The 22,795-nt window shown below is 68.8% G+C and carries 19 protein-coding genes; 12 read left to right on the top strand and 7 right to left on the bottom strand.

What is annotated here, in order from left to right; genetic code table 11:
- Nucleotides 1-129: 129 nt before the first annotated feature.
- Both ACFVVK_RS01510 and ACFVVK_RS01515 read left to right on the top strand, forming a co-directional pair.
- Nucleotides 130-1,152 (top strand): aldo/keto reductase, encoded by a 1,023-nt coding sequence (locus ACFVVK_RS01510; RefSeq protein WP_390262419.1) that lies wholly within the window; start codon nt 130-132, stop codon nt 1,150-1,152.
- 20 nt (nt 1,153-1,172) lie between these two features.
- Nucleotides 1,173-1,823 (top strand): MBL fold metallo-hydrolase, encoded by a 651-nt coding sequence (locus ACFVVK_RS01515; protein WP_390262422.1) that lies wholly within the window; start codon nt 1,173-1,175, stop codon nt 1,821-1,823.
- A 115-nt stretch (nt 1,824-1,938) separates the two neighbouring features.
- Here the strand turns inward: ACFVVK_RS01515 and ACFVVK_RS01520 are convergent, their stop codons facing one another.
- Complete coding sequence (locus ACFVVK_RS01520; RefSeq protein ID WP_390262424.1) at nt 1,939-3,831, bottom strand: DEAD/DEAH box helicase; 1,893 nt, start codon at nt 3,829-3,831, stop codon at nt 1,939-1,941.
- A 382-nt stretch (nt 3,832-4,213) separates the two neighbouring features.
- Nucleotides 4,214-4,519 (bottom strand): hypothetical protein, encoded by a 306-nt coding sequence (locus tag ACFVVK_RS01525; protein WP_390262427.1) that lies wholly within the window; start codon nt 4,517-4,519, stop codon nt 4,214-4,216.
- A 234-nt stretch (nt 4,520-4,753) separates the two neighbouring features.
- Here ACFVVK_RS01525 and ACFVVK_RS01530 point away from each other — a divergent pair, with 234 nt between their 5' ends.
- The 4 genes from ACFVVK_RS01530 to ACFVVK_RS01545 all read left to right on the top strand — a co-directional run bounded on the left by ACFVVK_RS01530 (nt 4,754) and on the right by ACFVVK_RS01545 (nt 8,637).
- Nucleotides 4,754-5,776, top strand: a complete 1,023-nt coding sequence (locus ACFVVK_RS01530; protein WP_390262430.1) for a class I SAM-dependent methyltransferase — start codon at nt 4,754-4,756, stop codon at nt 5,774-5,776.
- On the top strand, nt 5,773-6,477 hold the full coding sequence (locus tag ACFVVK_RS01535) for an SAM-dependent methyltransferase (RefSeq protein ID WP_390262433.1): 705 nt from the start codon (nt 5,773-5,775) through the stop codon (nt 6,475-6,477). Before ACFVVK_RS01530 ends, ACFVVK_RS01535 begins: the two co-directional genes overlap by 4 nt.
- Before the next feature lie 10 nt (nt 6,478-6,487).
- Complete coding sequence (locus ACFVVK_RS01540; RefSeq protein WP_390262436.1) at nt 6,488-6,745, top strand: hypothetical protein; 258 nt, start codon at nt 6,488-6,490, stop codon at nt 6,743-6,745.
- Nucleotides 6,746-7,131: 386 nt separating this feature from the next.
- Nucleotides 7,132-8,637 (top strand): amino acid permease, encoded by a 1,506-nt coding sequence (locus ACFVVK_RS01545; protein WP_390262439.1) that lies wholly within the window; start codon nt 7,132-7,134, stop codon nt 8,635-8,637.
- Nucleotides 8,638-8,724: 87 nt separating this feature from the next.
- On the opposite strand, the gene ACFVVK_RS01550 is transcribed toward ACFVVK_RS01545, so the two are convergent.
- Nucleotides 8,725-10,266 carry an MFS transporter gene (locus tag ACFVVK_RS01550; protein ID WP_390262441.1) on the bottom strand — a complete coding sequence of 514 codons (1,542 nt, stop codon included), beginning with the start codon at nt 10,264-10,266 and terminating at the stop codon, nt 8,725-8,727.
- Nucleotides 10,267-10,357: 91 nt separating this feature from the next.
- Complete coding sequence (locus ACFVVK_RS01555) at nt 10,358-11,389, bottom strand: Lrp/AsnC family transcriptional regulator (protein ID WP_390262444.1); 1,032 nt, start codon at nt 11,387-11,389, stop codon at nt 10,358-10,360.
- Between the two features lie 182 nt (nt 11,390-11,571).
- Between ACFVVK_RS01555 and ACFVVK_RS01560 the strand changes: the two genes are divergently transcribed.
- From ACFVVK_RS01560 to ACFVVK_RS01575, 4 genes are all read left to right on the top strand, one after another.
- Nucleotides 11,572-12,837 (top strand): M20 family metallopeptidase, encoded by a 1,266-nt coding sequence (locus ACFVVK_RS01560; RefSeq protein WP_390262447.1) that lies wholly within the window; start codon nt 11,572-11,574, stop codon nt 12,835-12,837.
- 23 nt (nt 12,838-12,860) lie between these two features.
- Nucleotides 12,861-14,150, top strand: coding sequence for an MFS transporter (locus tag ACFVVK_RS01565; protein ID WP_390262450.1), 1,290 nt, complete (start codon nt 12,861-12,863; stop codon nt 14,148-14,150).
- 148 nt (nt 14,151-14,298) lie between these two features.
- Complete coding sequence (gene trmB, locus ACFVVK_RS01570; RefSeq protein WP_390262453.1) at nt 14,299-15,255, top strand: tRNA (guanosine(46)-N7)-methyltransferase TrmB; 957 nt, start codon at nt 14,299-14,301, stop codon at nt 15,253-15,255.
- Between the two features lie 105 nt (nt 15,256-15,360).
- Nucleotides 15,361-16,167 carry a DUF1206 domain-containing protein gene (locus ACFVVK_RS01575; protein ID WP_390262456.1) on the top strand — a complete coding sequence of 269 codons (807 nt, stop codon included), beginning with the start codon at nt 15,361-15,363 and terminating at the stop codon, nt 16,165-16,167.
- A gap of 40 nt (nt 16,168-16,207) precedes the next feature.
- Here the strand turns inward: ACFVVK_RS01575 and ACFVVK_RS01580 are convergent, their stop codons facing one another.
- Complete coding sequence (locus ACFVVK_RS01580; protein ID WP_390262458.1) at nt 16,208-16,897, bottom strand: zf-HC2 domain-containing protein; 690 nt, start codon at nt 16,895-16,897, stop codon at nt 16,208-16,210.
- The gene (locus ACFVVK_RS01585; RefSeq protein ID WP_390262460.1) at nt 16,894-17,397 is read right to left on the bottom strand and encodes a sigma-70 family RNA polymerase sigma factor; all 504 of its coding nucleotides are present in this window, start codon (nt 17,395-17,397) and stop codon (nt 16,894-16,896) included. Before ACFVVK_RS01585 ends, ACFVVK_RS01580 begins: the two co-directional genes overlap by 4 nt.
- Before the next feature lie 171 nt (nt 17,398-17,568).
- On the opposite strand from ACFVVK_RS01585, the gene ACFVVK_RS01590 reads away from it, so the two are divergent.
- Nucleotides 17,569-18,126: a hypothetical protein gene (locus tag ACFVVK_RS01590; protein WP_390262462.1), complete on the top strand. Its 558-nt coding sequence runs from the start codon at nt 17,569-17,571 to the stop codon at nt 18,124-18,126.
- A gap of 80 nt (nt 18,127-18,206) precedes the next feature.
- Here the strand turns inward: ACFVVK_RS01590 and ACFVVK_RS01595 are convergent, their stop codons facing one another.
- A complete protein-coding gene (locus tag ACFVVK_RS01595) occupies nt 18,207-19,106 on the bottom strand; it encodes a hypothetical protein (protein ID WP_390262465.1) in 900 nt (299 codons plus the stop codon).
- 194 nt (nt 19,107-19,300) lie between these two features.
- On the opposite strand from ACFVVK_RS01595, the gene ACFVVK_RS01600 reads away from it, so the two are divergent.
- Nucleotides 19,301-22,762 carry an SNF2-related protein gene (locus ACFVVK_RS01600; protein ID WP_390262468.1) on the top strand — a complete coding sequence of 1,154 codons (3,462 nt, stop codon included), beginning with the start codon at nt 19,301-19,303 and terminating at the stop codon, nt 22,760-22,762.
- The last annotated feature ends 33 nt before the right edge of the window (nt 22,763-22,795 follow it).

The raw sequence follows: 22,795 nt of genomic DNA on the forward strand, positions 1-22,795 counted from the left end.
GCGCCGAAACGGGAAGTCCCGCCCGACACGCCGTGGCTGCGGCCAGTCCACCCGCAGCAACCGGGGAGGAGCGCTGGAATACACCGGTGCGGGCCGGGGTTGGGGGTAAATACAACGAATGGAGACCCTATGAATTCAACGAAGAATGCAGCACCAGTCCAGCTCGGCGATGGCCTCACGGTCAGCCCCCTGGGATTCGGCGGTATGGCCCTGACCCCGGTCTACGGGGACGTGGACCCCGCTGAGGCCCTGAAGACCCTGCACCACGCTGTCGACGCCGGCATGACGTTTTTGGACACGGCGGACATCTACGGCGGCGGCAGCAACGAGGAGCTGATCGCGCGGCTACTGAAGGAGCGGCGGGACGAGGTCCAGCTGGCCACCAAGTTCGGCCTCGTGGGGACCCCATCGGCGGGCTACACGGATATCCGTGGCGACGCTGCGTACGTGAAACAGGCGGTGGACCGCAGCCTCCAGCGGCTCGGCACCGACACCATCGACCTGTACTACCTGCACCGCCGTGACCTCCGCGTTCCGATTGTGGAAACCGTGGAGGCCATGGCGGAGCTGGTGCAGGCCGGCAAGGTGCGGCATCTGGGCCTGTCCGAAGTGACGGCCGAGGAGCTGCGTGAGGCCAGCACCGTCCATCCGATCGCCGCAGTCCAGAGCGAGTGGTCCATCTGGTGCCGGGACGTGGAACGCAACGTTGTTCCGGCCGCGGCCGGCCTGGGCGTTGGTTTCGTGCCATATTCCCCGCTGGGCCGGGGGTTCCTGACCGGCACCGTGGACGTCTCGACGCTGGGCAGCAACGACTTCCGCCGCAACATTCCGCGCTTCGCCGAGAATGCCGCAGCGGCCAACCAGGGCGTCGTGGCCGCCGTGCGGGCCGTTGCCGCCGAGCTCACCACCGCCGGGAACCCGGCGACACCCGCCCAGGTGGCGCTGGCCTGGCTCCTCGTCCAGGGCGCCCGGCTCGGGCTGCCGGTGGTCCCCATCCCCGGCACCCGCAAGGCGGACCGGATCGACGAGAACCTCGGCGCCCTGACGCTCAATCTGACCCCTGCGCAACTCGGGGCGCTCGACGACGCCGCGGACGCCGTCGTCGGCTCCCGTTCCGCAGACCCCAACTGGGTCTCCCAGGGCCGGGAATAGCGGGTCCTAGACTGAAGCCCATGGACTCACTTATTCACTCGCTCCGTGACATCACCATCCGCAGGATTTCGGTCAGCGAGATGGACAACAACGTGTACCTGCTCACGGCCAAGGCCTCCGGCGCGCAGCTGCTCATCGATGCTGCCGATGATCTGGATGCCATCCAGGGGCTGCTCGCGGACGCGGCGGCGGATACCTCCGCGACGCCGAAGCTGTCGCTGATTGCCACCACCCACCAGCACTGGGACCACGTCCGTGCGCTGCCGGGACTGGTGGAGGCAACCGGCGCCAAGACGGCGGCGGGCACCGAGGACGCCGCCGAGCTGCCGGTGAAGGTCGACGTGCTCCTGGATCACGGGGACGTCGGAAATTTCGACGGCTTCGACGTGACCGCGGTGCATCTGCGCGGACATACGCCGGGTTCGGTGGCCCTGGTGTACCAGGACCCGGACGGGCCGGCCCACATCTTCTCCGGCGACTCGCTGTTTCCTGGCGGCGTGGGCAACACCCAGAAGGATCCGGAACGGTTTGCCCGGCTGATCACCGATGTGAGCGAGCGGCTGTTCGACGTTTACCCGGACGACACCGTGGTCCATCCGGGCCACGGCAAGCCCACCACGCTGGGCGCCGAACGCCCGCACTTGGACGAGTGGCGCGCCCGGGGCTGGTAGCTTTCGCTCCGCTTCGTGATTTGCGCTGCGCATAATGCCGGCCGCTGCGGGGATCCCCGTGGCGGCCGGCATTATGCGTATCGCCAGCTACTTTGAGTAGCGAATACCCGAAACCTTAGCGGCCGCGGCGCTCGTTCGAGGCCGGGGCGGAAGCGCGGCGGGGGCCGCTGCGGGCCGGGCGGCCGTCGCCGGAGCGGCCGTTACCGCCGCCGGCGTAGGAACCGCCCGAGGTGCCGCCGGTGTTGGAGGACCAGACCGGCGCATTGGCTCCGGTCCTGCCGCCGCCGGACTTGGCGCCCGCTGCCGCACGCTGGCCCGTGGCCGGACGGCCGTTGCGCTGGCCGCCGGTCGAGGCCCCGGCGCGGGGTGCGCCGGACCGTGCCGCGCCGGTGCGGGGGGCAGAGGCGCCCCTGGCGTCGGCACGCCCCTCGGCGGCGCGACCGTCCGACCCACGGCCGGCCGCGGCACGGCCGCCGGCGGCGGGGACGTCGTTGTGGTGCGCGTAGGCGGTGGCGCGGCCGCGGCCGCGCGCATTCCGCCGTTCGGCGCGCTCGGCGTCTGCGCGGTCCTGGTTCTGCTCGGCGAGGCGGTCTGCGGCGTTGCGCGCAGCGGCCTTGCCCTCGTAGGCGGCGGCTCGGCGCTCGGCGCGCGGCAGATCGGTGCGCGGCGCCTCGGCGGAAACGCGACCGCGTCCGCCCCGGCCGCCGCGGCCACCGGCAGTGGGCGAAGCCTGGCGGCGGGCGCGCTTGCGTTCGGCATTCGCGCCGGTCGAGGTGCCGCCGCCGTGCTGTGCGGCCTTGGCGGCCAGCAGTGCGGCACGGGTGCGCGGATCGATCTTCTCGGCCATTTCACCGACGAGCTCGGCCACGAGCGGGGAATTGGCCGTCACGCGCTCGAAGTTGACCTCGACGCCGGCCGCCTTCATGAGCTTCTTGACGTCGGACTGCTGCTCGGGCAGGGTCAGCGTGACCACGGTGCCGTCGGAACCGGCGCGGGCCGTACGGCCGGAGCGGTGCAGGTACGCCTTGTGCTCCGTGGGCGGGTCGACGTGGATGACCAGTTCGACGTCGTCGACGTGGACGCCGCGGGCCGCGACGTCGGTGGCCACCAGGACGCGAACGTCGCCGGAGGAGAACTCGGCCAGGTTGCGGTCGCGGGCGTTCTGGGAAAGGTTGCCGTGCAGATCGACGGCGGGGATGCCGGCGTCGGTGAGGGTTTTGGCCAGCTTGCGGGCGTGGTGCTTGGTGCGCATGAAGAGCACCCGGCGGCCGGCGCCCGATGCGAGCTCGACGATCAGCTGCTTCTTGACGGTCTGGTCGTTGACCACCAGCACGTGGTGTTCCATGGTGGTCACCGCGGCCTGCGGATCGTCCACGGAGTGGGTCAGCGGGTTGGACAGGTAGCGCTGGACGATCTTGTCCACGCCGTTGTCCAACGTGGCGGAGAAGAGCAGCCGCTGGCCCTGGCTGGGGGTCATGTCCATGAGCTTCTTGACCACGGGCAGGAAGCCGAGGTCGGCCATGTGGTCGGCCTCGTCCAGGACGGTGATCTCGACGGCTTCGAGGGTCAGGATGCGCTGGCGGATCAGGTCCTCCAGGCGGCCCGGGCAGGCGATGACGATGTCGACGCCGGCGCGCAGGGCCTTTTCCTGACGGGCCTGCGAGATGCCGCCGTAGATGACGGTGGTGGTCAGGCCCGCGGCCTTGGCCAGCGGTTCGATCGTCGCGTTGATCTGGGTGGCAAGCTCGCGGGTGGGGGCGAGGACCAGGCCCATGGGACGGCCGGGCTTGCGGAAGTAGCCGGCCTCGCGCTCGGCGAGCCGGGCCACCAGCGGGATGGCGAAGGCGATGGTCTTGCCGGAGCCGGTGCGGCCACGGCCCAGGACGTCGCGTCCGGCGAGGGTGTCCGGCAGGGTCTTGACCTGGATGGGGAACGGCTCAACAATTCCCTGCGCGGTGAGGGTGTCAGCGAGGGCCTTGGGCGTGCCGAGGGCAGCAAAAGTAGTCATAAAGTTCAAAGGTCTTTCAGGCGGCATCCGTACGGATATCGGCCCCCGGCGCCGGTTGGCCCAGGGGTTCGCCGAAGAAAAGTCAGGTGGTCAACCGGGCTGCTGCCAAACCTCAGCAGGCAACGGCCGGGACCAAATGGAACGCGTTCATCGACGCAGGATGTGCCTCACACATGAAAATAACCCACTGCCTGCGAACGGTTTCCCGAAGGATTCCGGCAGGCCATCCGGCTGAGGGACCGAAACCGGCCAGACAAAGCTGACCGCCCGAACCTGCTCGACCGGATATAAGTGGGCATCACTGCACATCAAGTGTGACCACTCTACCATCTACCGGGGCGCCGCCCGATTCGGCGCCCCTTCGGCCCCGGCGGCGCGACTCCTAGCCCGAGAGGCTGGGGGCCTGAAACAGCGGCATGTGCGGCGGCTGGGACGGCGTGCGGGCGGGCGCCCGGGTCGCCGCCCTGGCCGGTCCCGGCTCCGCGGCCCGCAGGATGACGAGGGCCTCGACGTCGATCAGGCGCCGCGTTCCGGTCCGGGAATCCAGGATCCAGAACAGATCCATGGCCGCGACCGTCTGGGTGACCGTGCCCCGGTGGAAGAGCTTGCCGTTATGCCAAGCCTCGATCTGGTCCCCCACGTTCAGTTCACTGGAGCTGCGGATGTGCCGTGCCTCTTCAACGTTCATGACTGTTGCCTTCCCCCGTGGTTCAACGCCTTGTGCCCAGCATTCACGGCGCAGGTTTCGGAATGGTTTCCGGAGCGTGATTTCCATGTATCGATGCACTGGCGCGGCAGCGCTTGAAAGCACGCCAGTTAGCACGCCAGTTAAAACGAGGGCAATGCAGTGCAATTCCTTCGTTGACCGCTGCTGCGCCTCGGAGGACCATGGTGGCGGGACAACGAGAGAAGAAGGGGCACGATGTCAAGAACAGCCGCCGCTGGCTTCTTTCGACTCATCCAGCTGGTGCTGCTGCCCCTGGGGGTGGCCGGATACGTCGCGGCCGTCCCGCGATTGCTGGCCTACAGCCGGCGTACGGGCGCCTCGGCCACGGCCCTGGCCTCCCTCTACACGCGCTACATGCAGCACCGGCTGGAGACCAGGCCCGATGACCCGGCGGCCAGGCTCATGGCGGTCATGCCAAACGTGTCCATGGCAGCGTTCCGGTTGGAGACCGCGCCCACGCTCGTGGGCCACCTGCTGACCGGCTACGTGCCCAGGATCTACCGCTACCCGTACCAGGGCCCGGCCCCAATGGTCCACCAGGCGACGGCACGGACCAGCTTCTACGATGCCGCCGTGCAGCGGCACCTCTCCGGGGTCGACCAGTTCGTGGTGCTCGGGGCCGGATTCGACACCCGGGCGTTCAGGCTGCCGCCGGCGGGCGGAGTGCGCTGCTTCGAAGTCGACATGCCCCGGACCCAGGCCTACAAGCTCAGGATGCTTGAAAAGGCCGGCCTGCCGGCCGGGCTGGCCACCTACGTCTCCGCCGATTTCGAAATCGAGGACTGGATGGAGAAGCTTGTGGCCGCCGGCTTCGACCCCGCCCGGCCCGCGCTCTTTATCTGGGAGGCTGTGACCATGTACCTGGACCGCGGCTCGGTCGAGGCGACGCTGCGCAGGATCGCCGCAGCGTCCCCCGGCAGCGCCGTTGCCTTCGATTATTTCTCCAAGGAAATCGTCACCTCCCGGTCGCCCTACATGCGCTACGCCCGGGCGGCGACCAGGTTTGTCCGCGAACCGCTGACCTTTGGAATCGACAACGCTCCCCCGGCGAGGAAAAGCGCGGCCGACTTTGTCGGGTCCTTCGGGCTGGTCCTCGAGGAGCATAGGAATTTCGGCCGGGAGACCCGACGGCGGTCCGCGCCCGCCGGGTTCGTTACCGCCGTCGTGCCCCCCGCGGTGACGAACCCGGCGGAGCAGCATAACGAGGGGAAACCATGACACAAGGCCACGACCACGAAGCCGGCGCTCAGAAGGAGCCCGGTAGCGCGGCCCAAATGTGGGATGAAAAGTACAGCAGCCGCACCAAAATGTGGAGCGGGCAGCCAAACCCGCAGCTGGTCGCGGAGGCGGCGCAGCTGCCGCCCGGGGAGGCTTTGGACCTGGGCTGCGGCGAAGGCGCGGACGCCATCTGGCTTGCCGCCCGCGGATGGGCCGTGACTGCCCTGGACGTCTCCGCCGTCGCGCTTGAACGTGCGGCCGCCCACGCCGCGGAACAGGGCCAGGCCACCACCATCGAGTGGGTGCAGCAGGACCTTGCCACGTGGGTCCCGGACCGGCAGTTCGACTTGGTCACGGCCCAGTTTCTGCATTCCACCCTGATGCCCTGGCAGCAGGCGCTGCAGCTCGCCGCGGCCGCGGTGCGCACCGGTGGCACCCTGCTGATCGTCGGCCACCACCCTGAGGGCCTGCCACCATGGGGCGCGCACCATAATCATGAGAAATTCTTTACCGCCGAGGATCTGGCCCGCGAGCTCCGGATCGAGGAGCCCGTTTGGCGCCTTGAGGTGCTCGACAGCCGCCATCGCAGCGTCACCGGCCCCGACGGCGAGGAGGCATCCATCACCGACGCGGTGCTGCGGGCCGCACGCCTGGCCACCCGCGGGCCCGGGGGACATGGCGCAGGACCCGGCAATCACTGAAGGGACCATCATGGGATCCGACCACAAGGCCAACCTCACCGTCATCCATCACATCGGTCCGGGCGCGGACGGCGCCGGCAAGATGACGGGCAACGGAGACAACGAGCGCGGCGGCCGGCACGTGCAGGACGCTGGCGACCCGACTGACGACGGGGCCGGCCCTGGCGGTCTTAGAGATGGCCCCGCCGACGCCGGCGACCGGGCCAACGCCGGCGAAGCGGCAGCGGGCCCAGCCGATGCCCGCGGCACCATCAAGAAAAATATGTGACAAAAGACAAGGGACGACAACTGAGGCTAAGATGATCGACAGTTGTCGAACGCTCCCTCGATCGGGAGGTTCGCGGAAACGCGGCGGCGGCGGGCCAACGGGACGGGCTGGCTGGCGTCGCTTTTCCCTTAGGGCCCGCGCAGGACGCGGTCCCCGAGCCCGCTCCCGCACCGTGCGGGAGCACCCTGACCTACGGGAGCACAACGGCACGTTGCCGACCGGCGGGCCGCGTTCGTGGCCCGCCCCGGTATCAGCGGCCGTGAATTAACGGCCCTAATCTGGATTTGCCCGCAAAATTGTTATCTCCGTCACACCCTGACGGTTTGCGCGGACGGCATCGCGGTACACCCGACCGCTGCGCCCGCCTGTGACAAGGAAGAAGCCTCATGCCTGAACGCACCACCGCGGCCACTCCGGCCATTTCAGAACCTGACACTGCAGTCTCCGCCGGCACCAACTCCGGCCCCGGGAACCGCGAACCCCATCTGGCCCGCGCCCTCGGCAACCGCCACATCCAGTTGCTCGCCATCGGCGGGGCCATCGGCACCGGCCTGTTCATGGGCTCCGGCAAGACCATCTCCCTCGCCGGCCCCTCCGTCATCTTCGTCTACATGATCATCGGCTTCATGCTGTTCTTCGTCATGCGGGCCATGGGCGAAATCCTGCTCTCGAACCTGTCCTACAAGTCCTTCAGCGACTTCGCCGGCGACCTGCTGGGCCCCTGGGCCGGATTCTTCACCGGCTGGTCCTACTGGTTCTTCTGGGTCGTCACCGGGGTCGCGGACATCGTCGCCATCGCCGGGTACGTGGACAAGCTCGCACCCGGAACCCCGCTGTGGATCCCGGCGCTGCTCACGCCCGTGGTCCTAATCCTGCTCAACCTGCCCACCGTGAAGGCCTTCGGTGAAGCGGAATTCTGGTTCGCCATCATCAAGGTGGTCGCCATCGTTGCCCTGATCATCACGGGCGCGATCATGATTGCCACGCACTTCACATCGCCGTCCGGTGCAGAAGCAAACCTCGCCAACATGTGGAACGACGGCGGCATGTTCCCGCACGGGATGTTCGGCTTCATCCTCGGCTTCCAGATCGCCATCTTCGCCTTCGCCGGGATCGAACTGGTCGGCACCGCCGCCGCGGAGACCAAGGACCCGGAAAAGAACCTTCCGCGTGCCATCAACTCCATTCCGGTCCGCGTCCTGCTCTTCTATGTCGGCGCCCTGGTGGTCATCATGGCCGTCAACCCGTGGCGCACCATCGATCCGGCCAGCAGCCCGTTCATCGGCATGTTCACCCTGGCCGGGTTGGGGATCGCCGCCGTCGTCATCAACCTCGTGGTCCTGACCTCCGCTGCCTCCAGCGCCAACTCCGGGATCTACTCCACGTCCCGCATGGTGTACGGCCTTGCCCAGGACGGGAACGCGCCGAAAGCGTTCGGAAAGCTGAGCGTCCGCAAGGTCCCGCAGAACGCCCTGCTCTTCTCCTGCATGTTCCTGCTGGCCGGCCTTGTCCTGCTGTACGCCGGAGACTCGGTGATCGGCGCCTTCACGATCGTCACCTCCGTGGCCTCCGTGCTGACGATGTTCGTGTGGTCCATGATCCTGGTCAGCTACATCGCGTTCCGCCGCCGCCGGCCGGCCCTGCACGCCGCGTCTGCCTTCAAGATGCCCGGCTCCGCCTTCATGCCCTACGTGGTGCTCGCGTTCTTCGTCTTCATGCTCGTGGCGCTGGCCCAGGCCGATGACACCCGCCTGGCACTCGTGGTGGCCCCGGTGTGGTTCCTGCTGCTCGGCGGCGCCTGGTACTTCAACCGGCAGACTCCGTTGCAGCAGGCGCGGATTGTCGAGTGGAAGGCCACCCGCTCGCAGGAGGAAGCCCGCGCGGGCGTCTGACACCCCCTCCCTGCCGCCTCCGCCGCAAGCCCCGGCCGGTTTTTCCGGCCGGGGCTTCTGCGCGCCAGCGTCCGGCTGCGGAAGGTGCTAGGGCTGCGTCCGGTCCGCAGGCTGCTGGGCCGCCGCGCCCCGCGATGCGGAGCCGACGCGCGGTGCCACGGCGACGGCGGCGACGCCGATCGCCGCCGTCAGCGCGAACACCCCCGCAAACGAGGCCGCCGTCGTCGTGGCAGCGGTGAAGACGATCGCTGTGGCTGCCAGGGCCAGCGCACCGCCCAGGGAGTCGGAGATCGACATGGCCGAGCTGTTGAAGCCTTCCGTTTCCTCGGTGGACAGTGCCAGGGTCACGACGCTCAGCCGCGGGTACATCAGCCCCATGCCGCCGCCGGCAAAGATCCAGCCCATGATCGCGACGCCGGCCGGCCAGGCCAGGACCGTGGTCACCAGGGCAAGGACGATGGCGCCGAGCACCAGCGCCGAGCCGATCCGTACCGCCCTTCGGTGCCCCAGCCGCGGCCCGAGCCGGCCCTGGATGGCCGACGCCGCCGCCCACGCGATGGCCCCACCCGTCAGCGTCAGGCCCGCCAGGGTGGGGGCGAAGTCGTAGCGCTCCACGAGCAGGTACGGCAGATAGACCTCCGCGCCGAAAAAGGCGGCGGCAACGAGCCCGCGGACGAGGATGACGCTCGGCAGGCCGCGCCGGGCGGTCAAGGTTCCGCGCGGCGTGAGGGGACGCACGGCCACGAGCGCGACGCCGACCGCCGCCGCGGCGAGCGTTCCGCTGGCCCCCGGGACTTCGGCGGACGGGATCTGGGCGGAGAGGTTCAGTCCCAACACCGCGACGGCGGCCAGCACGGCCCACGCCAGCCGGGCCGCCCCGCCCGCCGGCCGGACGCGGCCGGCGTCCCCCGCGCTTCCCGCGGTTCCGCGCGCTCGGGGAGCCGGGTCGGCGGCCGGGTCGGAGGCCGGGTCTGGGGGCACCTCCGGGAGGGCCGTGGCGGCTGGTCTGGGCGTTGCGCGCAGGCCGCGAAGGGCCGGGACGGTCATGAGCAGGGCAGGAACCACGAGGCCCACGACGCCGAGGAAGACCCAGTGCCAGCTGGCCAGTTGCGCCACCATGCCGGCCGCGAACGGGCCCACGAGCGAGGGAATGACCCACGCGGCGGAAAAGGCGGCGAAGATCTTCGCGTGCAGGACCGGCGGGTAGACCCTGGCGATCACGACATACAGGGCCACGGTGAGCGCTCCCCCGCCGAGTCCCTGTACGAGCCGTCCGGACACCAGGACCGGCATGGCCGCGGCAGTTCCGGCGATGAGCAGGCCCAGGACGAACATGGCTACTGCAGCCAGGAGCGGTCCCACCGGGCCCCGGCGGTCGGACCAGTTCCCCGCGGCCACCATCCCGATCACCCCGGTGGCGAGCGGGCCGGCAAAGGCCAGCGCATAGAGGCCGGCGCCGTCCAGCTCCCTGCTGACGAGCGGCATGATGGTGGTCACGGCCAGGGATTCGAAGGCCGCCAGGAACACCAAGGCGCAGGCACCGAGCGTCACCAGCAGGTAGCTGCGGTGGAAGATGCCGGCCGGTTCCGGGACGGATTCCGGGCGGGCAGGCGGGTCGGTATGGGGCACGGGCGGGGCCTGATCAGTCGTCGTGGTTGAAGCCTAGGGGGAAGCATCCCACAGCAGGCGGCGGTCGCGCACCGTGGCGAGCCCGGACGGTTCAGGCGTCCGCTTCGAGCCCCTGGGCCGGCACCACGACGGCGCCGCTTGCCCTCGAGTCCGCGTTCAGCATCCAGCCCACGCGCTTCACGGTGCTCAGCATGACCACGCTTTCCACGAGTTCGATCCCGGGCACCTTCTGCTGCAGTGCCAGCTCGATGTTCATGACGTCCGCCAGGGACTGCAGCCACATGATGATCACGAAGTTCGTGGGTCCCGTGGTGGAGGCGCTGAGCCGCACATTCCGCATGGTCCTCAGCTCGGCGGCGGCCGCGTCGTGCCGGCCGGCGGGGACGTTGACAAACCATTGGCAGGTCACGGGGAAGGCCGAGAACTTCTGGGCCACCTCGCACCGGAACGACAGGATGCCGCTGGCAAGCACGCGGTTGAGCTGCCGCTGGACGGTGGCGGGATGCCTGCCCAGCTGGCGGGCGATGTCCGCCGCCGTGGCCCGTCCGTCCTTGGCCAGGAACGGCAGGAGCGCCAGATGGCTTTCCGGCAGCGCCTCCCGGGCGGCGGCCTGGGCAGCGCCGGTGGCCTCGGTCCCGGCCAATTCCCGCACGGCAGCCTGCTGCGCCCGGCTCAGCACGTTGAGCCGCCATGAGCCGCCACTCGCGTGCAGCCTCGTGCACAGGGCGGTCTGATATTTCAGGAGGCCGTCGATCTCCTTCAGCCGCGAGATGACCTTCATGCTGAAATCGTCCAGGGAGGGCGTGATGACGGTCAGCATGAGGTCCCGGTGGCTGGCCGCCTCCTCCACCGTGACGATTTCGGGCATCTCGGCGAGCCTGGCTGTGACTTCCTCGCGCCGGTGCATTTCGCAATCCACGGCGACGAACGCCAGGCACATCTGATGCGGGTCGCCGATCAGATGGGCGGTGATCCAGGAGACGCCAGAGGCCAGCAGCCGTTCCCACCGGGCAGCGAGCGTGGTGGCGTGCACGCCCAGCACCTGGGCCGCATCCGCCCAGCTCAGGCGCGGAGCAATCTGCAGGACGTTGATCAGGGCGAGGTCCTCCTCGCTGAGCTCCATCAGTCTCCTTGCCTTCGATGCACGAAACGTGCGCTAGCAGCCCTTTCATGCATTTTTTCAGCGCTTCAGATGCATGTGAGTCATGTCACTTCAGAATAGACGCAGGAAGTCCTTCCGGACACCAGCCAACCCAAACCTGGCTGAAGCACCCACCAAGCAGTTTCGACGAACGAGGAGAACACGTGCCGATCACCGCAGACGCCCGGGAAATGCAGGCGGACCTTGCCCGGTTCCGCCATGACCTGCATCGGGAGCCCGAGATCGGCCTGACGCTGCCCCGCACCCAGGAGAAGGTGCTCAAGGCCCTGGACGGGCTTCCCTACGAGATCACGCTGGGCCGGGACACCACTTCGGTCACCGCCGTACTGCGCGGCCAGGCGTCCGGCGCCGGGGCGGCCGACCGGCCCGCCGTGTTGCTGCGCGCGGACATGGACGGACTGCCGGTGCAGGAGAAAACAGGGGCGGACTACACATCCCGGATCGACGGCGCCATGCACGCCTGCGGCCACGACCTCCACACGTCCATGCTGGCAGGAGCCGCCACCCTCCTGGCCGAACGCCGGCACCAACTGGCCGGCGACGTCGTCCTGATGTTCCAGCCGGGCGAGGAAGGCTTCGACGGCGCCAGCCACATGATCCGCGAAGGCGTGCTGGATGCCGCCGGCCGCCGCGTGGACGCCGCGTACGGCATGCACGTCTTCTCCGCCCTGGAACCGCACGGCACGTTCTGCACCAAGCCCGGCGTCATGCTCAGCTCCTCCGACGGCCTGATGGTCACCGTGCTCGGCGCTGGGGGGCATGGTTCGGCCCCGCATTCGGCCAAGGACCCCGTGACGGTGGCCGCCGAAATGGTCACCGCCCTGCAGGTCATGGTCACCCGCCAGTTCAACATGTTCGATCCCGTGGTCCTCTCCGTGGGGGTCCTGCAGGCCGGCACCAAGCGCAACATCATTCCGGAAACGGCGCGCATCGAGGCCACGGTCAGGACCTTCTCCGAGGAATCCCGGCAGAAGATGATGGACGCCGTGCCGCGCCTGCTGAAGGGGATCGCGGCGGCGCACGGGCTCGAGGTCGACGTCGACTACCAGCAGGAGTACCCGCTCACCATCACGGACGAGGACGAGACGCACACCGCGGAGACTGTCATTGCGGAGCTGTTCGGCGAGTCCCGGCTCTCCCGCTGGGCCACCCCGCTGAGCGGCTCCGAAGACTTCTCCCGGGTGCTCGCGGAGGTCCCCGGCACGTTCATCGGGCTCAGCGCCGTCCCCCGGGATGCCGACCACGCCGCCTCCGCGTTCAATCACTCCCCGTACGCCACGTTTGACGACGGCGTGCTGGCCGACGGCGCCGCGCTGTACGCGGAACTCGCCGTTTCAAGGCTGGCCGCGCTTGCGGCAGCGCCCGCTCCCGGCGCTGCCACCGCTGCCGCCGCCTCCGCCCTTTCCTAGCCCGCCCTCCCTTGGAGAAGACCATGACAATCACCGCGTCCACACAGCCGGCAACCCGGACCTCTACCCGCAAGACCCTCATCGGCACCGGCATCGGCAACGCCGTCGAATGGTACGACTGGGCCATCTACGCGACGTTCACGCCCTTCATCGCGAGCCAGCTCTTCAGCAAGGCGGACCCCGCGTCCGCGGTGCTGTCCACGCTGGCGATTTTCGCCGTCGGCTTCGTGGCCCGGCCCTTCGGCGGCTTCCTGTTTGGCTGGATCGGTGACCGGATCGGCCGCAAGGCTTCCATGACGCTGGCCGTGGGGCTCGCGTCGCTGGGCAGCCTGCTGATCGGCGTCGCGCCGACCTTCGCCGCCGTGGGTGCCCTGGCCTCCCTGCTTCTGCTCGTGGCGCGCCTGATCCAGGGCCTGGCGCACGGCGGCGAGCTGCCGTCGTCGCAAACGTACCTGTCCGAAATGGCGCCGAAGGAACACCGCGGCTTCTGGGCCACCCTGATCTACACCTCCGGCACCGTGGGCATCCTGTTCGGAACACTCCTGGGCGCGGTGCTCAACATGGCACTAAGCACCGAGGCCATGAATGCGTGGGGCTGGCGCATCCCGTTCCTGATCGGCGCGGCCATGGGTCTTTACGCGCTGATCATGCGGTCCCGGCTGCACGAAACGGACGTTTTCCAGGGGGAAGCCGCGGCGCAGAAGCGCGCGCCGATCTGGCCGCAGATCGTCCGCCACCGCAAGCAGGCCCTCCAGGTGATCGGCCTGACCGTCGGCCTGACGGTGATCTACTACATCTGGGGTGTCGTCGCCCCCAGCTACGCCACCACGGCGCTGAAGATTGACCGCGGCGAGGCCCTGTGGGCCGGCGTGATCGGCAACATCGTGTTCATCGCGGCGCTGCCCTTCTGGGGCAAGCTGGCGGACCGCATCGGCCGCAAGAAGGTGCTGTGGTCCGGGGCGATCGGCGCAGGCCTCCTGCACTTTCCGATGACCGCCCTGCTCAAGGATTCGGCCTGGCAGCTGGCCGTCAGCATGTCCGTCATGCTGATCTTCATCGCCGCGAGCGCGGCGATCGTCCCCGCCGTCTACGCCGAGCTGTTCCCCACGAGCATCCGCACTGTGGGCGTGGGCGTGCCTTACTCCATCTGTGTGGCACTCTTCGGCGGAACCGCGCCCTACCTGCAGCAGTGGCTGGGAACCACCGTGCAGATGCCGCAGCTGTTCAACGTGTACGCCGTGCTTCTCCTCGCCGTGTCCGCGGTCTTCGTCTTCACCATCCCGGAAACCAAGGGCAAGGACCTGACGCACTAACCCGCGCACCTTCCCACCTACTTCGCAGCAGGGGCTGTTCTGATGTTCAGAACAGCCCCTGCTGCGAGTTGCCTGGGTGGTCAGCCGTCCCCTCGGAGCCGATCCGCCCGCGGAGACCCGAACCGCAAACTCAACTATTCTGGAAGGGATGAGTGAATCCCCAGAATCCCCCGGCCCGCCGGCGACCCCGGAATCCGGCGCCCCCGACGAGACCCGCCCGCCGCGCCCCGTAACGCCGGGCAGCCAGGCCTCGTTCGGCACGTACGGAGGCCGTCCGGTGAGCTTCGTCCGCCGCGGCACACGCCTGCAGGGCCGCCGCCAGGCTGCCTGGGAGGAGCACGCCGAGCGCTGGGCGCTCGAGGTCCCCCGCCATGTCGCCAACACCTCCGTGCACCCGGACTACGTTTTCGACGCCGAGGCCGAGTTCGGCCGGAAGGCTCCGTTGATCGTGGAGATCGGCTCGGGGCTGGGCGATGCCGTGTGCCACGCCGCCGAAGAAAACCCGGACAAGGACTTCCTGGCCGTGGAGGTCTACACCCCGGGCCTGGCCAACACGCTGATCAAGATCAACAGCCGCAAACTGCGCAACGTCCGGGTGGTGGAGGCGAACGCCCCGGAGGTCCTCGCAACGATGCTCCCTGCCGGCTCCGTCACGGAACTGTGGGTGTTCTTCCCGGACCCGTGGCACAAGTCCCGCCACCATAAGCGCCGCCTCATCCAGCCAGCCTTTGCAGATCTCGCCGCCCGGGCCATCAAGCCCGGCGGCACGTTCCGGATCGCGACCGACTGGTCCAACTACGCCGTCCATGTCCGCGAGGTCATGGCCGCTTCCGCGGAATTCGAGAACCTGCACGAGGGCGAGCGTGCCGGTACCGAAAGCCCCCTGACCCAGGTGTGGGAATCCGGCGTCGAGTCCCGCGTGGGCGGGGCGCCCGTCAAGGAAGGCCGGGCGCCGGTCAGCACCGAACACACCGGACCCAACGAAGGCATCGACGGAACCGGCGGCTGGGCGCCGCGGTTTGAGGGCCGGATTCGCACGAGTTTCGAGAACAAGGCACACGAAGCCGGACGCCTGATCTTCGACCTCAGCTACCGCCGGCTCTAGGCACCCCGGGGTTTCGCGGACCTCTGTTCCTGAGCCGCTTCGCGTGGCACGATTACGGAACGGACATGCTGGGGCAGCACTAAGGAAACGATCATCAAACGGGAAATGAAGGAAGCGGCAAACGCCGCCGAGAACGTCACCAATTCGAAGCCGCTCGAAATGGTGGCGCGGGCCGGGTTCGCCGTGTCGGGGCTCTTGCACCTACTCATCGGGCTGATCGCGATCCGAATCGCCATGGGCGGCAAGGGCCAGGCCGACGTGAGCGGCGCGGTGGAGGAACTCGCCAAGCAGCCAGCCGGGCCGCTGCTGCTCTGGACTTCCTTTGCCGCCTGCGTGGCGCTGGCCATCTGGCAGGCCAGTGACGCGATTTTCGACTTTGAGCACCTGCCGACCAAGAAGAAGCTTGCAAAGAAGCTCAAGGCCGGCCTGCAGGCCGTGGTGTACACGGCATTCGCCCTGACCCTGGCCGCGGTGGCCACCGGTGCGGGTGCCAACCAGCGCGAGTCAACCAGCGATTTCACCGTGCGCCTCATGAAGGCGCCGGGCGGCGTGGCCCTGCTGGTGGTCATTGGCGCCGCGATAGCCGTCACGGGGATCGTCTACGGGATCCGCGGGATCAAAAAATCCTTCCTCAAGTACCTCCGCACGCCTTCCCGGCCGCAGGCGCGCACCGCGCTGACTGCCGTCGGCGTCGTGGGGTACGTCGCCAAGGGATTTGCCCTGCTGCTGGTGGGCTTGCTCATCATCATTGCCACGGTGACGGCACACCCCCAGGAATCAACCGGGCTCGACGGCAGCCTGAAGGCCCTGCGGGAGCAGCCCATGGGCCCATACCTGCTGGCAGCCGTGGGCGCCGGCCTGATCTGTTACGGCATTTACATGGTGGTGCGGGCCCGGCTCGCGAAGATGTAGCTTCGGCGCCGGGGCCGCCGCCGTGCCGCCCCCAAAGTCGTTAACCCTGCGGCACGGCGATGACCGCCACGGTGTGCTGCTCCGCGTTGCGCATCTCGACGCTGGCGATCCTGGCCAGTTGCACCGGCGTCGCCCCGGTAACCCGGACCCTGCCCGTGGGCGTGGCCGACCACGCGCAGGCGCGGTCCTCGCCGCCGTCGCGGTCCTTCACCCACAGCGAGAGGGTCCCTTCGACTGGCAGGCTCCGGCCGTCCACTGCCAGCTCGGTGCCCCAGGTTTTCTTCACGAAGCCCACGGTGACCTGCAGCCCGCTGCTCGCCGCCACGGAGTAGCTCGCGTCCGGTTTGGCCGGCTGGAACACCCATGGTCCGGCCAGGATCCCCAGCCCCAGGCACGCGGCGGCCGCGGCGCCCACCGCCGCCGTCCACCGCCGTCGCACTCTCCGGCGCCGGGCGGCGAGCTCGTCGAGGAGCCGGCGCGGGACGGGGACCGGGGCCGGTTGCGGCGGACCGAGCTCCCGTTCCCGGACGGCCGCTGCAGCCGCGGTCAGCGCGACGGCGTCGGGCACCGGGATCGCGTCCAGCAGCGCGGGGATGCTGGCGAGCTCGTCGAGCTCCCGGCTGCAGTCCGCGCACACGGCCAGGTGCTGCTCGAAGGCCACCGCCTCGGCCGGCTCCAGACCGCCGAGCAGATACGCGCCCAGGAGTTGATGCAGTTCAGTCCCGTTCACCGCTGCACCCCCATCTCGTCGAGGATTGTCCGCAGGGCACGCACTGCGTAGAAAGCCCTTGACTTCACTGTGCCGGCGGGGATCTTCAAATGGGCTGATGCCTCCTGGACGGTGTGGCGGCGGTAGTGGAGCGCCACGAGGACCTCGCGGTGCTCCGCGCTGAGTCGGAGCAGCGCCTCCTCCATCAAGACCTTGTTGAGCAGGTCGTCGATGTGCCCTGCAGCGTCCGCCTGGTCCGGGACGTCACGTCCGCCGGCTTCCTGGGGGCGCCGCTGGGCTTTGCGGTAGTTGTCGATCATGACATTGCGCGCCGTGCGGAACAGGTAGCTGCGCAGGCTGCCCGTGATCTGCGGCGCCTGCTGCCAGACCCGCAGGACCGTCTCCTGGACGACGTCGTCGGCGAGGTGCGGGTCCCCCCGGGAGGCGCTGAGGACGAAGCGCTTCAGGGCCGCCCCGTGGTCGCGGTAAATCGCGGCCACGACGTCTTCGTCCAGCGGCATGGTGCCACCTCCCCGGAATTGTTGCTCTGACCTTGTAGGACGTACAGGCTGGTCCAACAGTTCAGTGTCCCGCACTTTTCCCGCCGGTGAAGTGAACCGTTCGCCCGGCTGTGGCGTCATATTCGTTAGCGCCGGACCTCCGAGTTGGCCGGCTCAAGTCAAGGAGCAGCAATGAAGAAGCACCTCAGCATTGGCTTGTCCGCTTTCGCCCTCGCCGCGCTGCTATCCGGCTGTGGCGGCGGCGCCACCACAACGACGACGACGGCGGCCGCGCCGGCCACGTCCTCTGCGGCCGCGTCCACACCGGCGGAGTCGGCCAGCGGGACCGCTTCGGCGTCGGCATCCATGTCCGGTGCGGTGTTGTCGGTGGCCCAATCCTCGGCCGGCGAGATCGTGGTCGGGGATAAAGGGCTGAGCGTTTATGCATGGACCAAGGACACCAAGGACGCCGGGACCAGCGCGTGTACCGCCGCGTGCCTGACGACGTGGCCAGCGGTCACCTCGACGACGGCCACCCCGACCGTTAGCGGCGTCACCGGCAAGGTCGGCACGATTCCCACCGCCGACGGAAAGATGCAGGTGACCATCAACGGGATGCCGATCTATTACTACGCCAAGGACCAGGCCGCGGGCGACATCCTGGGCCAGGGCGTCGGCGGGGTCTGGTACCTCGTGTCACCAGCCGGCGAGTTGATCAAGTCCGCACCGAGCAGCAGCGGCGGCTACTAGGTCGCAGACACGGCGTCGCGGCGGGCTCCGCCGGCGGGGCAACAGCGCACTGAGGTGCCGTTGCCGCGCGGCGGGGCCGCCTAAGCGTCGATCTCCTCGGAATCAACTTCCTCGAATTCAACAGCCGCGAGGATTTCCCTGGTCCGGGGGTCCAGCATGAATGCCTCGTCGCCGTCCTCCACCATGAGGAACTCCCCGTGCTCCGTGGTGAAGTGCCACGCCAGGGTGGTTTCGCCGTTGTGCTCATAATTGGGGTCGCCCATGGTGATCCGTTCCAGGCTGTGCCCGGCAAGGTCGCACAACTCCCGGATGATCTGCTCGAACTCGGGTGCGTCCAGCAGGGCTTCCTGCGCTGCGGCCGCCTGGCGCTCGTCGAGGTCGGGAATCCGGGCCACCCGTCCGGCGATGTGGGCGTCGAGGTCGTCGTCCGCGAGGACCAGCAGGTCCTCCTGGCCGCGCAGCCACGCCGCGTTCAGCGCCACGATGTCCTCGGTTTCGAGGACCGACTCGAACTCGCCGTCGAGTTCTTCGAGACGCAGCACGGCGCCAGAGACTTCCGCGCCGTCCGCATCGTCCGCAGCGCCGTCCCAGCCGCTGCCGCCGTCGAGGTAGGTGTCGACGTCGGTGTCGGACAGGGCGCTGAAGGACGCCACGGTGCGGTTGAAGAGGTCCAGGTGGGCGGCGGCTCCCATGCCTGCCAGTCCTTCGCGGACGTACGGATCGATTTCCTCGCGTTCCGGGGCCGTGAACACATACTGCGCGAAGCCGCCGGCCAGCGCCTGCGTCAGGTAGAAATCCACGTAGTAGCTGCGCAGTGCGGTCGGTGAGATTTCGTCCGCATTTAGCAGCTCCTCGAACATGGCATTGACGACGTCGACGTTGGCGTCAACGACGTCGTCATTTCCGCCTTTGAGGCTTTCCGCGGTCAGCACGGTCGGGTAGCTGTGGGCAGACGGGGTGGCGGGCGCACCGTTGGTCATTCGGAATCCTTACTGCTGGGGCTGCTGATACTCCGGACCCTTCCACGGTGGCCCCTCTTCCCGGCCGGCAACCGAGCCCCAGTTGAACGGCAGGCGAAGTTTGAGCGGACGTTCCGGCGGGCCCGCGAAGTCCACCGGCCCCTGCGGGCTCGGTAAGATGGATCAGATGACCACCTGCCGAAAGTAGCCCGCACATGCCATCCCATCCGGACGAGAGTGCGGCACTGGCAATCCAAACTCCCGCGATCAACGACCGCTCCCTGGCGGCCGGGCTCGCCTACGCCATGGGCAGCCGCGTTTCGGGGATCTCCTTCGATGCCGCCACCGGCCTGCTGCTGGGCAAAGTGCGTGGCGGCCCGGACGTGCCCTATTCCACGACGGCGAAGCTGGTCCGGAAATCGGGCGGCTGGAGCTGCACCGTGGGCGTCTGCAGCTGCCCGGTGCGCAAGGACTGCAAGCACGTCGCGGCCCTGCTCTTCGCCGCCGAGGACAACCCGGCCACGCGGCTGCAGCTGCTGGCCCCCGCCGAGTCCGCGCGGTTGTCCCGCCAGAGCGCGGCCCCTGAGCTGGCCGACTGGGAGCAGGCACTCAGCCCGCTCATCGCCCGCCCGGGCAGTGCCCCGCCGACCGGCGGCACCCCGCTGGCGCTCCAGTTCGACGTCGAGGAAGCCGCCCCGCACTTTTCCTACACCGGCCGCCGCGACCCGCTCCGCAGCGTCCGCCAGCTCAAGGCACGGCCGGTGATCATGGGCGCCAAGGGCAAGTGGATCCGTGGCGACGTCTCCTGGAGCACGCTGAGCTACCTGAACTACCGGCGCGAATGCAATGAGGCGCATGTGGAGTGGATGCAGGAGTTCCTCGCCTCGCACACCTCCGTGGCGAACCGCCAGCACTCCGGCACCGCGATGTGGCTGGGGCTCAACACCTACGCCGGCAAGAACCTGTGGAGCCTGCTGGCCCAGGCCCGGAAGATCGGCCTCGCCCTGGTCCACAGCCAGGGCACGGAGCCGGTGCGGCTCACGGAGGAGCCGGCCGCCGTCGGGCTGAACCTGGCCCGGTTCGGCACCGGCGGTGACGACGGCGGCCTGGCGCTGGCACCGACCATCACGGTCGAAGGCGAAGTGGTTGAGCCGGCGTCGGTCGGGACCATCGGCCGCCCGGCGCACGGGATCTTCCTGACGTCCGACGGCGGCGCCCTGCCCGGAGTCGGCCCGGCCGGAGTGGCTCAGCCCGGCCCCGTCATCACCCTCGCGCCGCTGGAAAACGGCCTCAGCGAGGAACTGCTGGCCTTCGTCACCGCCGGGACCACACTGCACATCCCCGCCCGGGACGAAGGCCGCTTCCTGACCGGCTTCTACCCCAAGCTCAAGCAGGCGGCCCGAGTGACGGCGTCGGACGAGTCCGTGGAGCTGCCGGCGCTGGCCGTCCCCACCCTGTCCCTGCTGGCCAACTACGGGGCGGACCACCGGGTCCGGCTGCATTGGGAATGGCACTACACGTCCGGAAATCTCGTCACGGCGCAGCCGCTGTGGCGGCATCCGGGCGATCACGGCTACCGGGACGACCCCGCCGAGTCCCGCATCCTGGAGTCGGTCGGCCAGCCCTGGAACGCGGTGCCGGCCCTGGGCGAATCCGCGACCGGCGGCTGGGGAACCCCGCGCCTCGCGGCCACGGCGGAACTCGCCGGACTGGACACCCTGGCCTTCACCGAGGACGTCCTTCCCCGGCTCCGCGAACTCCCCGACGTCTCGGTGGACACCTCCGGTGAGATCGCGGACTACCGCGAAGCCGAAGAAGCCCCTGTCGTGGCGATCTCCACGAAGGCCACCGACAGCCGCGACTGGTTCGACCTCGGCATCGTCATCACCCTTGAGGGCCAGCCAGTGTCCTTCGCCGCGCTGTTTTCCGCCCTCGCGGCCGGCCAGACCCGCATGCTGCTGCCCAGCGGAGCGTACTTCTCGCTGGACCTGCCGGAGCTGCACCAGCTCCGGTCCCTGATCGACGAGGCCCGCTCGCTGCAGGACAACCCGGGCGACAAGGACGCGCCGCTGCAGATCAGCCGCTTCCAGGCGGGACTGTGGGATGAGCTGGCCCACCTGGGCATCGTCGACGAGCAGGCCTCCGCCTGGCGCGCATCCGTCGGCGGCCTCCTGGAAGGCGACATCCAGGGCCTCCCCCTGCCGGGGACCCTGAACGCCGAGCTGCGCCCGTACCAGCTGGAGGGCTTCAACTGGCTGAGCTTCCTGTACCGTCACGGGCTCGGCGGCGTACTGGCCGACGACATGGGGCTGGGTAAAACGGTGCAGGCGCTGGCCTTGATGTGCGCGGCGAAGGAAGCGGCTGTCGGACTCACTGCCGGAGCCGCCCCTGAAGCGGCTGCCGGGTTCCGCGCAGGCGGAGGGCCCGACGCCGGAACGGCCCCCTTCCTCGTTGTGGCCCCCACCAGCGTGGTGGGCAACTGGGAGGCCGAGGCGGCCCGGTTCGCACCGGGGCTGACGGCGCGCGCCATCGGCGAAACCTTCGCCAAGAGCGGCTCGGACCCGGCCGAGGCGATGTCCGGCGCGGACATCATCATCACCTCGTACGCCCTGTTCCGGATCGATTACGAGGCCTACGCCTCCCGGGCCTGGGCCGGCCTGGTGCTGGACGAGGCCCAGTTCGTGAAGAACCACCAGTCCAAGGCCTACCAGTGCGCCCGCAAACTGCCGGCCGCCTTCAAGCTCGTGATCACCGGCACGCCGCTGGAGAACAACCTGATGGAGTTCTGGGCGCTGACCTCGATTGTGGCCCCCGGGCTCTTTTCCAGCCCCAAACGGTTCGCGGAGTACTACCAGAAACCGGTGGAGAAGAACGGCGACAAGGCCCAGCTGGACAAGCTCCGGCGCCGGGTCCGGCCGCTCATGATGCGGCGCACCAAGGAGCAGGTCATCCGGGACCTGCCGCCCAAGCAGGAGCAGATCCTGGAAGTCGTGCTGAACCCGCGGCACCAGAAGGTCTACCAGACGCATCTGCAGCGGGAGCGCCAAAAGATCCTGGGCCTGATTGACGACGTCAACAAGAACCGGTTCACTATTTTCCAGTCACTGACCCTGCTCCGGCAGCTCAGCCTGGATCCCTCACTGATCGATCCCTCGCTCTCGGCGGTACGCTCCAGCAAGCTCGACGTTCTGTTCGAACAGCTCGAGGACCTGGTGGCTGAAGGCCACCGGGCGCTGATCTTCAGCCAGTTCACCGGGTTCCTGGGCAAGGTGCGCGAGCGGCTGGTCCAGGAAAACATTGAGTTCTGCTACCTGGACGGCAGCACACGGAACCGCTCCGACGTCGTCAATGAGTTCAAGAACGGCGCGGCACCGGTGTTCCTCATCAGCCTCAAGGCCGGCGGCTTCGGCCTGAACCTGACCGAGGCGGACTACGTGTTCCTGCTCGACCCGTGGTGGAACCCGGCCTCGGAGGCCCAGGCCGTGGACCGGACCCACCGGATCGGCCAGGCCCGCAACGTCATGGTCTACCGGCTTGTGGCCAAGGACACCATTGAGGAGAAGGTCATGGCGCTCAAAGCCAAGAAGTCCCAGCTCTTCGCCGACGTCATGGAAGGCGACGCGCTTACGGGCGGCGCACTGACCGCAGACGACCTGGCCGGGCTGTTCACGGAGTGACGCTCCCGGTGCCGACGATCCCCGGTGCCGACG

Source organism: Arthrobacter sp. NPDC058192 (assembly GCF_042883665.1).
In the GTDB taxonomy this organism is placed as follows: Bacteria; Actinomycetota; Actinomycetes; order Actinomycetales; family Micrococcaceae; genus Arthrobacter.

Coding starts and splice junctions, on each gene's coding strand:
- ACFVVK_RS01510 (WP_390262419.1), top strand. CDS start 130: ATGAATTCAACGAAGAATGCAGCACCAGTCCAGCTCGGCGATGGCCTC.
- ACFVVK_RS01515 (WP_390262422.1), top strand. CDS start 1,173: ATGGACTCACTTATTCACTCGCTCCGTGACATCACCATCCGCAGGATT.
- ACFVVK_RS01520 (WP_390262424.1), bottom strand. CDS start 3,831: ATGACTACTTTTGCTGCCCTCGGCACGCCCAAGGCCCTCGCTGACACC.
- ACFVVK_RS01525 (WP_390262427.1), bottom strand. CDS start 4,519: ATGAACGTTGAAGAGGCACGGCACATCCGCAGCTCCAGTGAACTGAAC.
- ACFVVK_RS01530 (WP_390262430.1), top strand. CDS start 4,754: ATGTCAAGAACAGCCGCCGCTGGCTTCTTTCGACTCATCCAGCTGGTG.
- ACFVVK_RS01535 (WP_390262433.1), top strand. CDS start 5,773: ATGACACAAGGCCACGACCACGAAGCCGGCGCTCAGAAGGAGCCCGGT.
- ACFVVK_RS01540 (WP_390262436.1), top strand. CDS start 6,488: ATGGGATCCGACCACAAGGCCAACCTCACCGTCATCCATCACATCGGT.
- ACFVVK_RS01545 (WP_390262439.1), top strand. CDS start 7,132: ATGCCTGAACGCACCACCGCGGCCACTCCGGCCATTTCAGAACCTGAC.
- ACFVVK_RS01555 (WP_390262444.1), bottom strand. CDS start 11,389: ATGGAGCTCAGCGAGGAGGACCTCGCCCTGATCAACGTCCTGCAGATT.
- ACFVVK_RS01565 (WP_390262450.1), top strand. CDS start 12,861: ATGACAATCACCGCGTCCACACAGCCGGCAACCCGGACCTCTACCCGC.
- trmB (WP_390262453.1), top strand. CDS start 14,299: ATGAGTGAATCCCCAGAATCCCCCGGCCCGCCGGCGACCCCGGAATCC.
- ACFVVK_RS01575 (WP_390262456.1), top strand. CDS start 15,361: ATGAAGGAAGCGGCAAACGCCGCCGAGAACGTCACCAATTCGAAGCCG.
- ACFVVK_RS01585 (WP_390262460.1), bottom strand. CDS start 17,397: ATGCCGCTGGACGAAGACGTCGTGGCCGCGATTTACCGCGACCACGGG.
- ACFVVK_RS01590 (WP_390262462.1), top strand. CDS start 17,569: ATGAAGAAGCACCTCAGCATTGGCTTGTCCGCTTTCGCCCTCGCCGCG.
- ACFVVK_RS01595 (WP_390262465.1), bottom strand. CDS start 19,106: ATGACCAACGGTGCGCCCGCCACCCCGTCTGCCCACAGCTACCCGACC.
- ACFVVK_RS01600 (WP_390262468.1), top strand. CDS start 19,301: ATGCCATCCCATCCGGACGAGAGTGCGGCACTGGCAATCCAAACTCCC.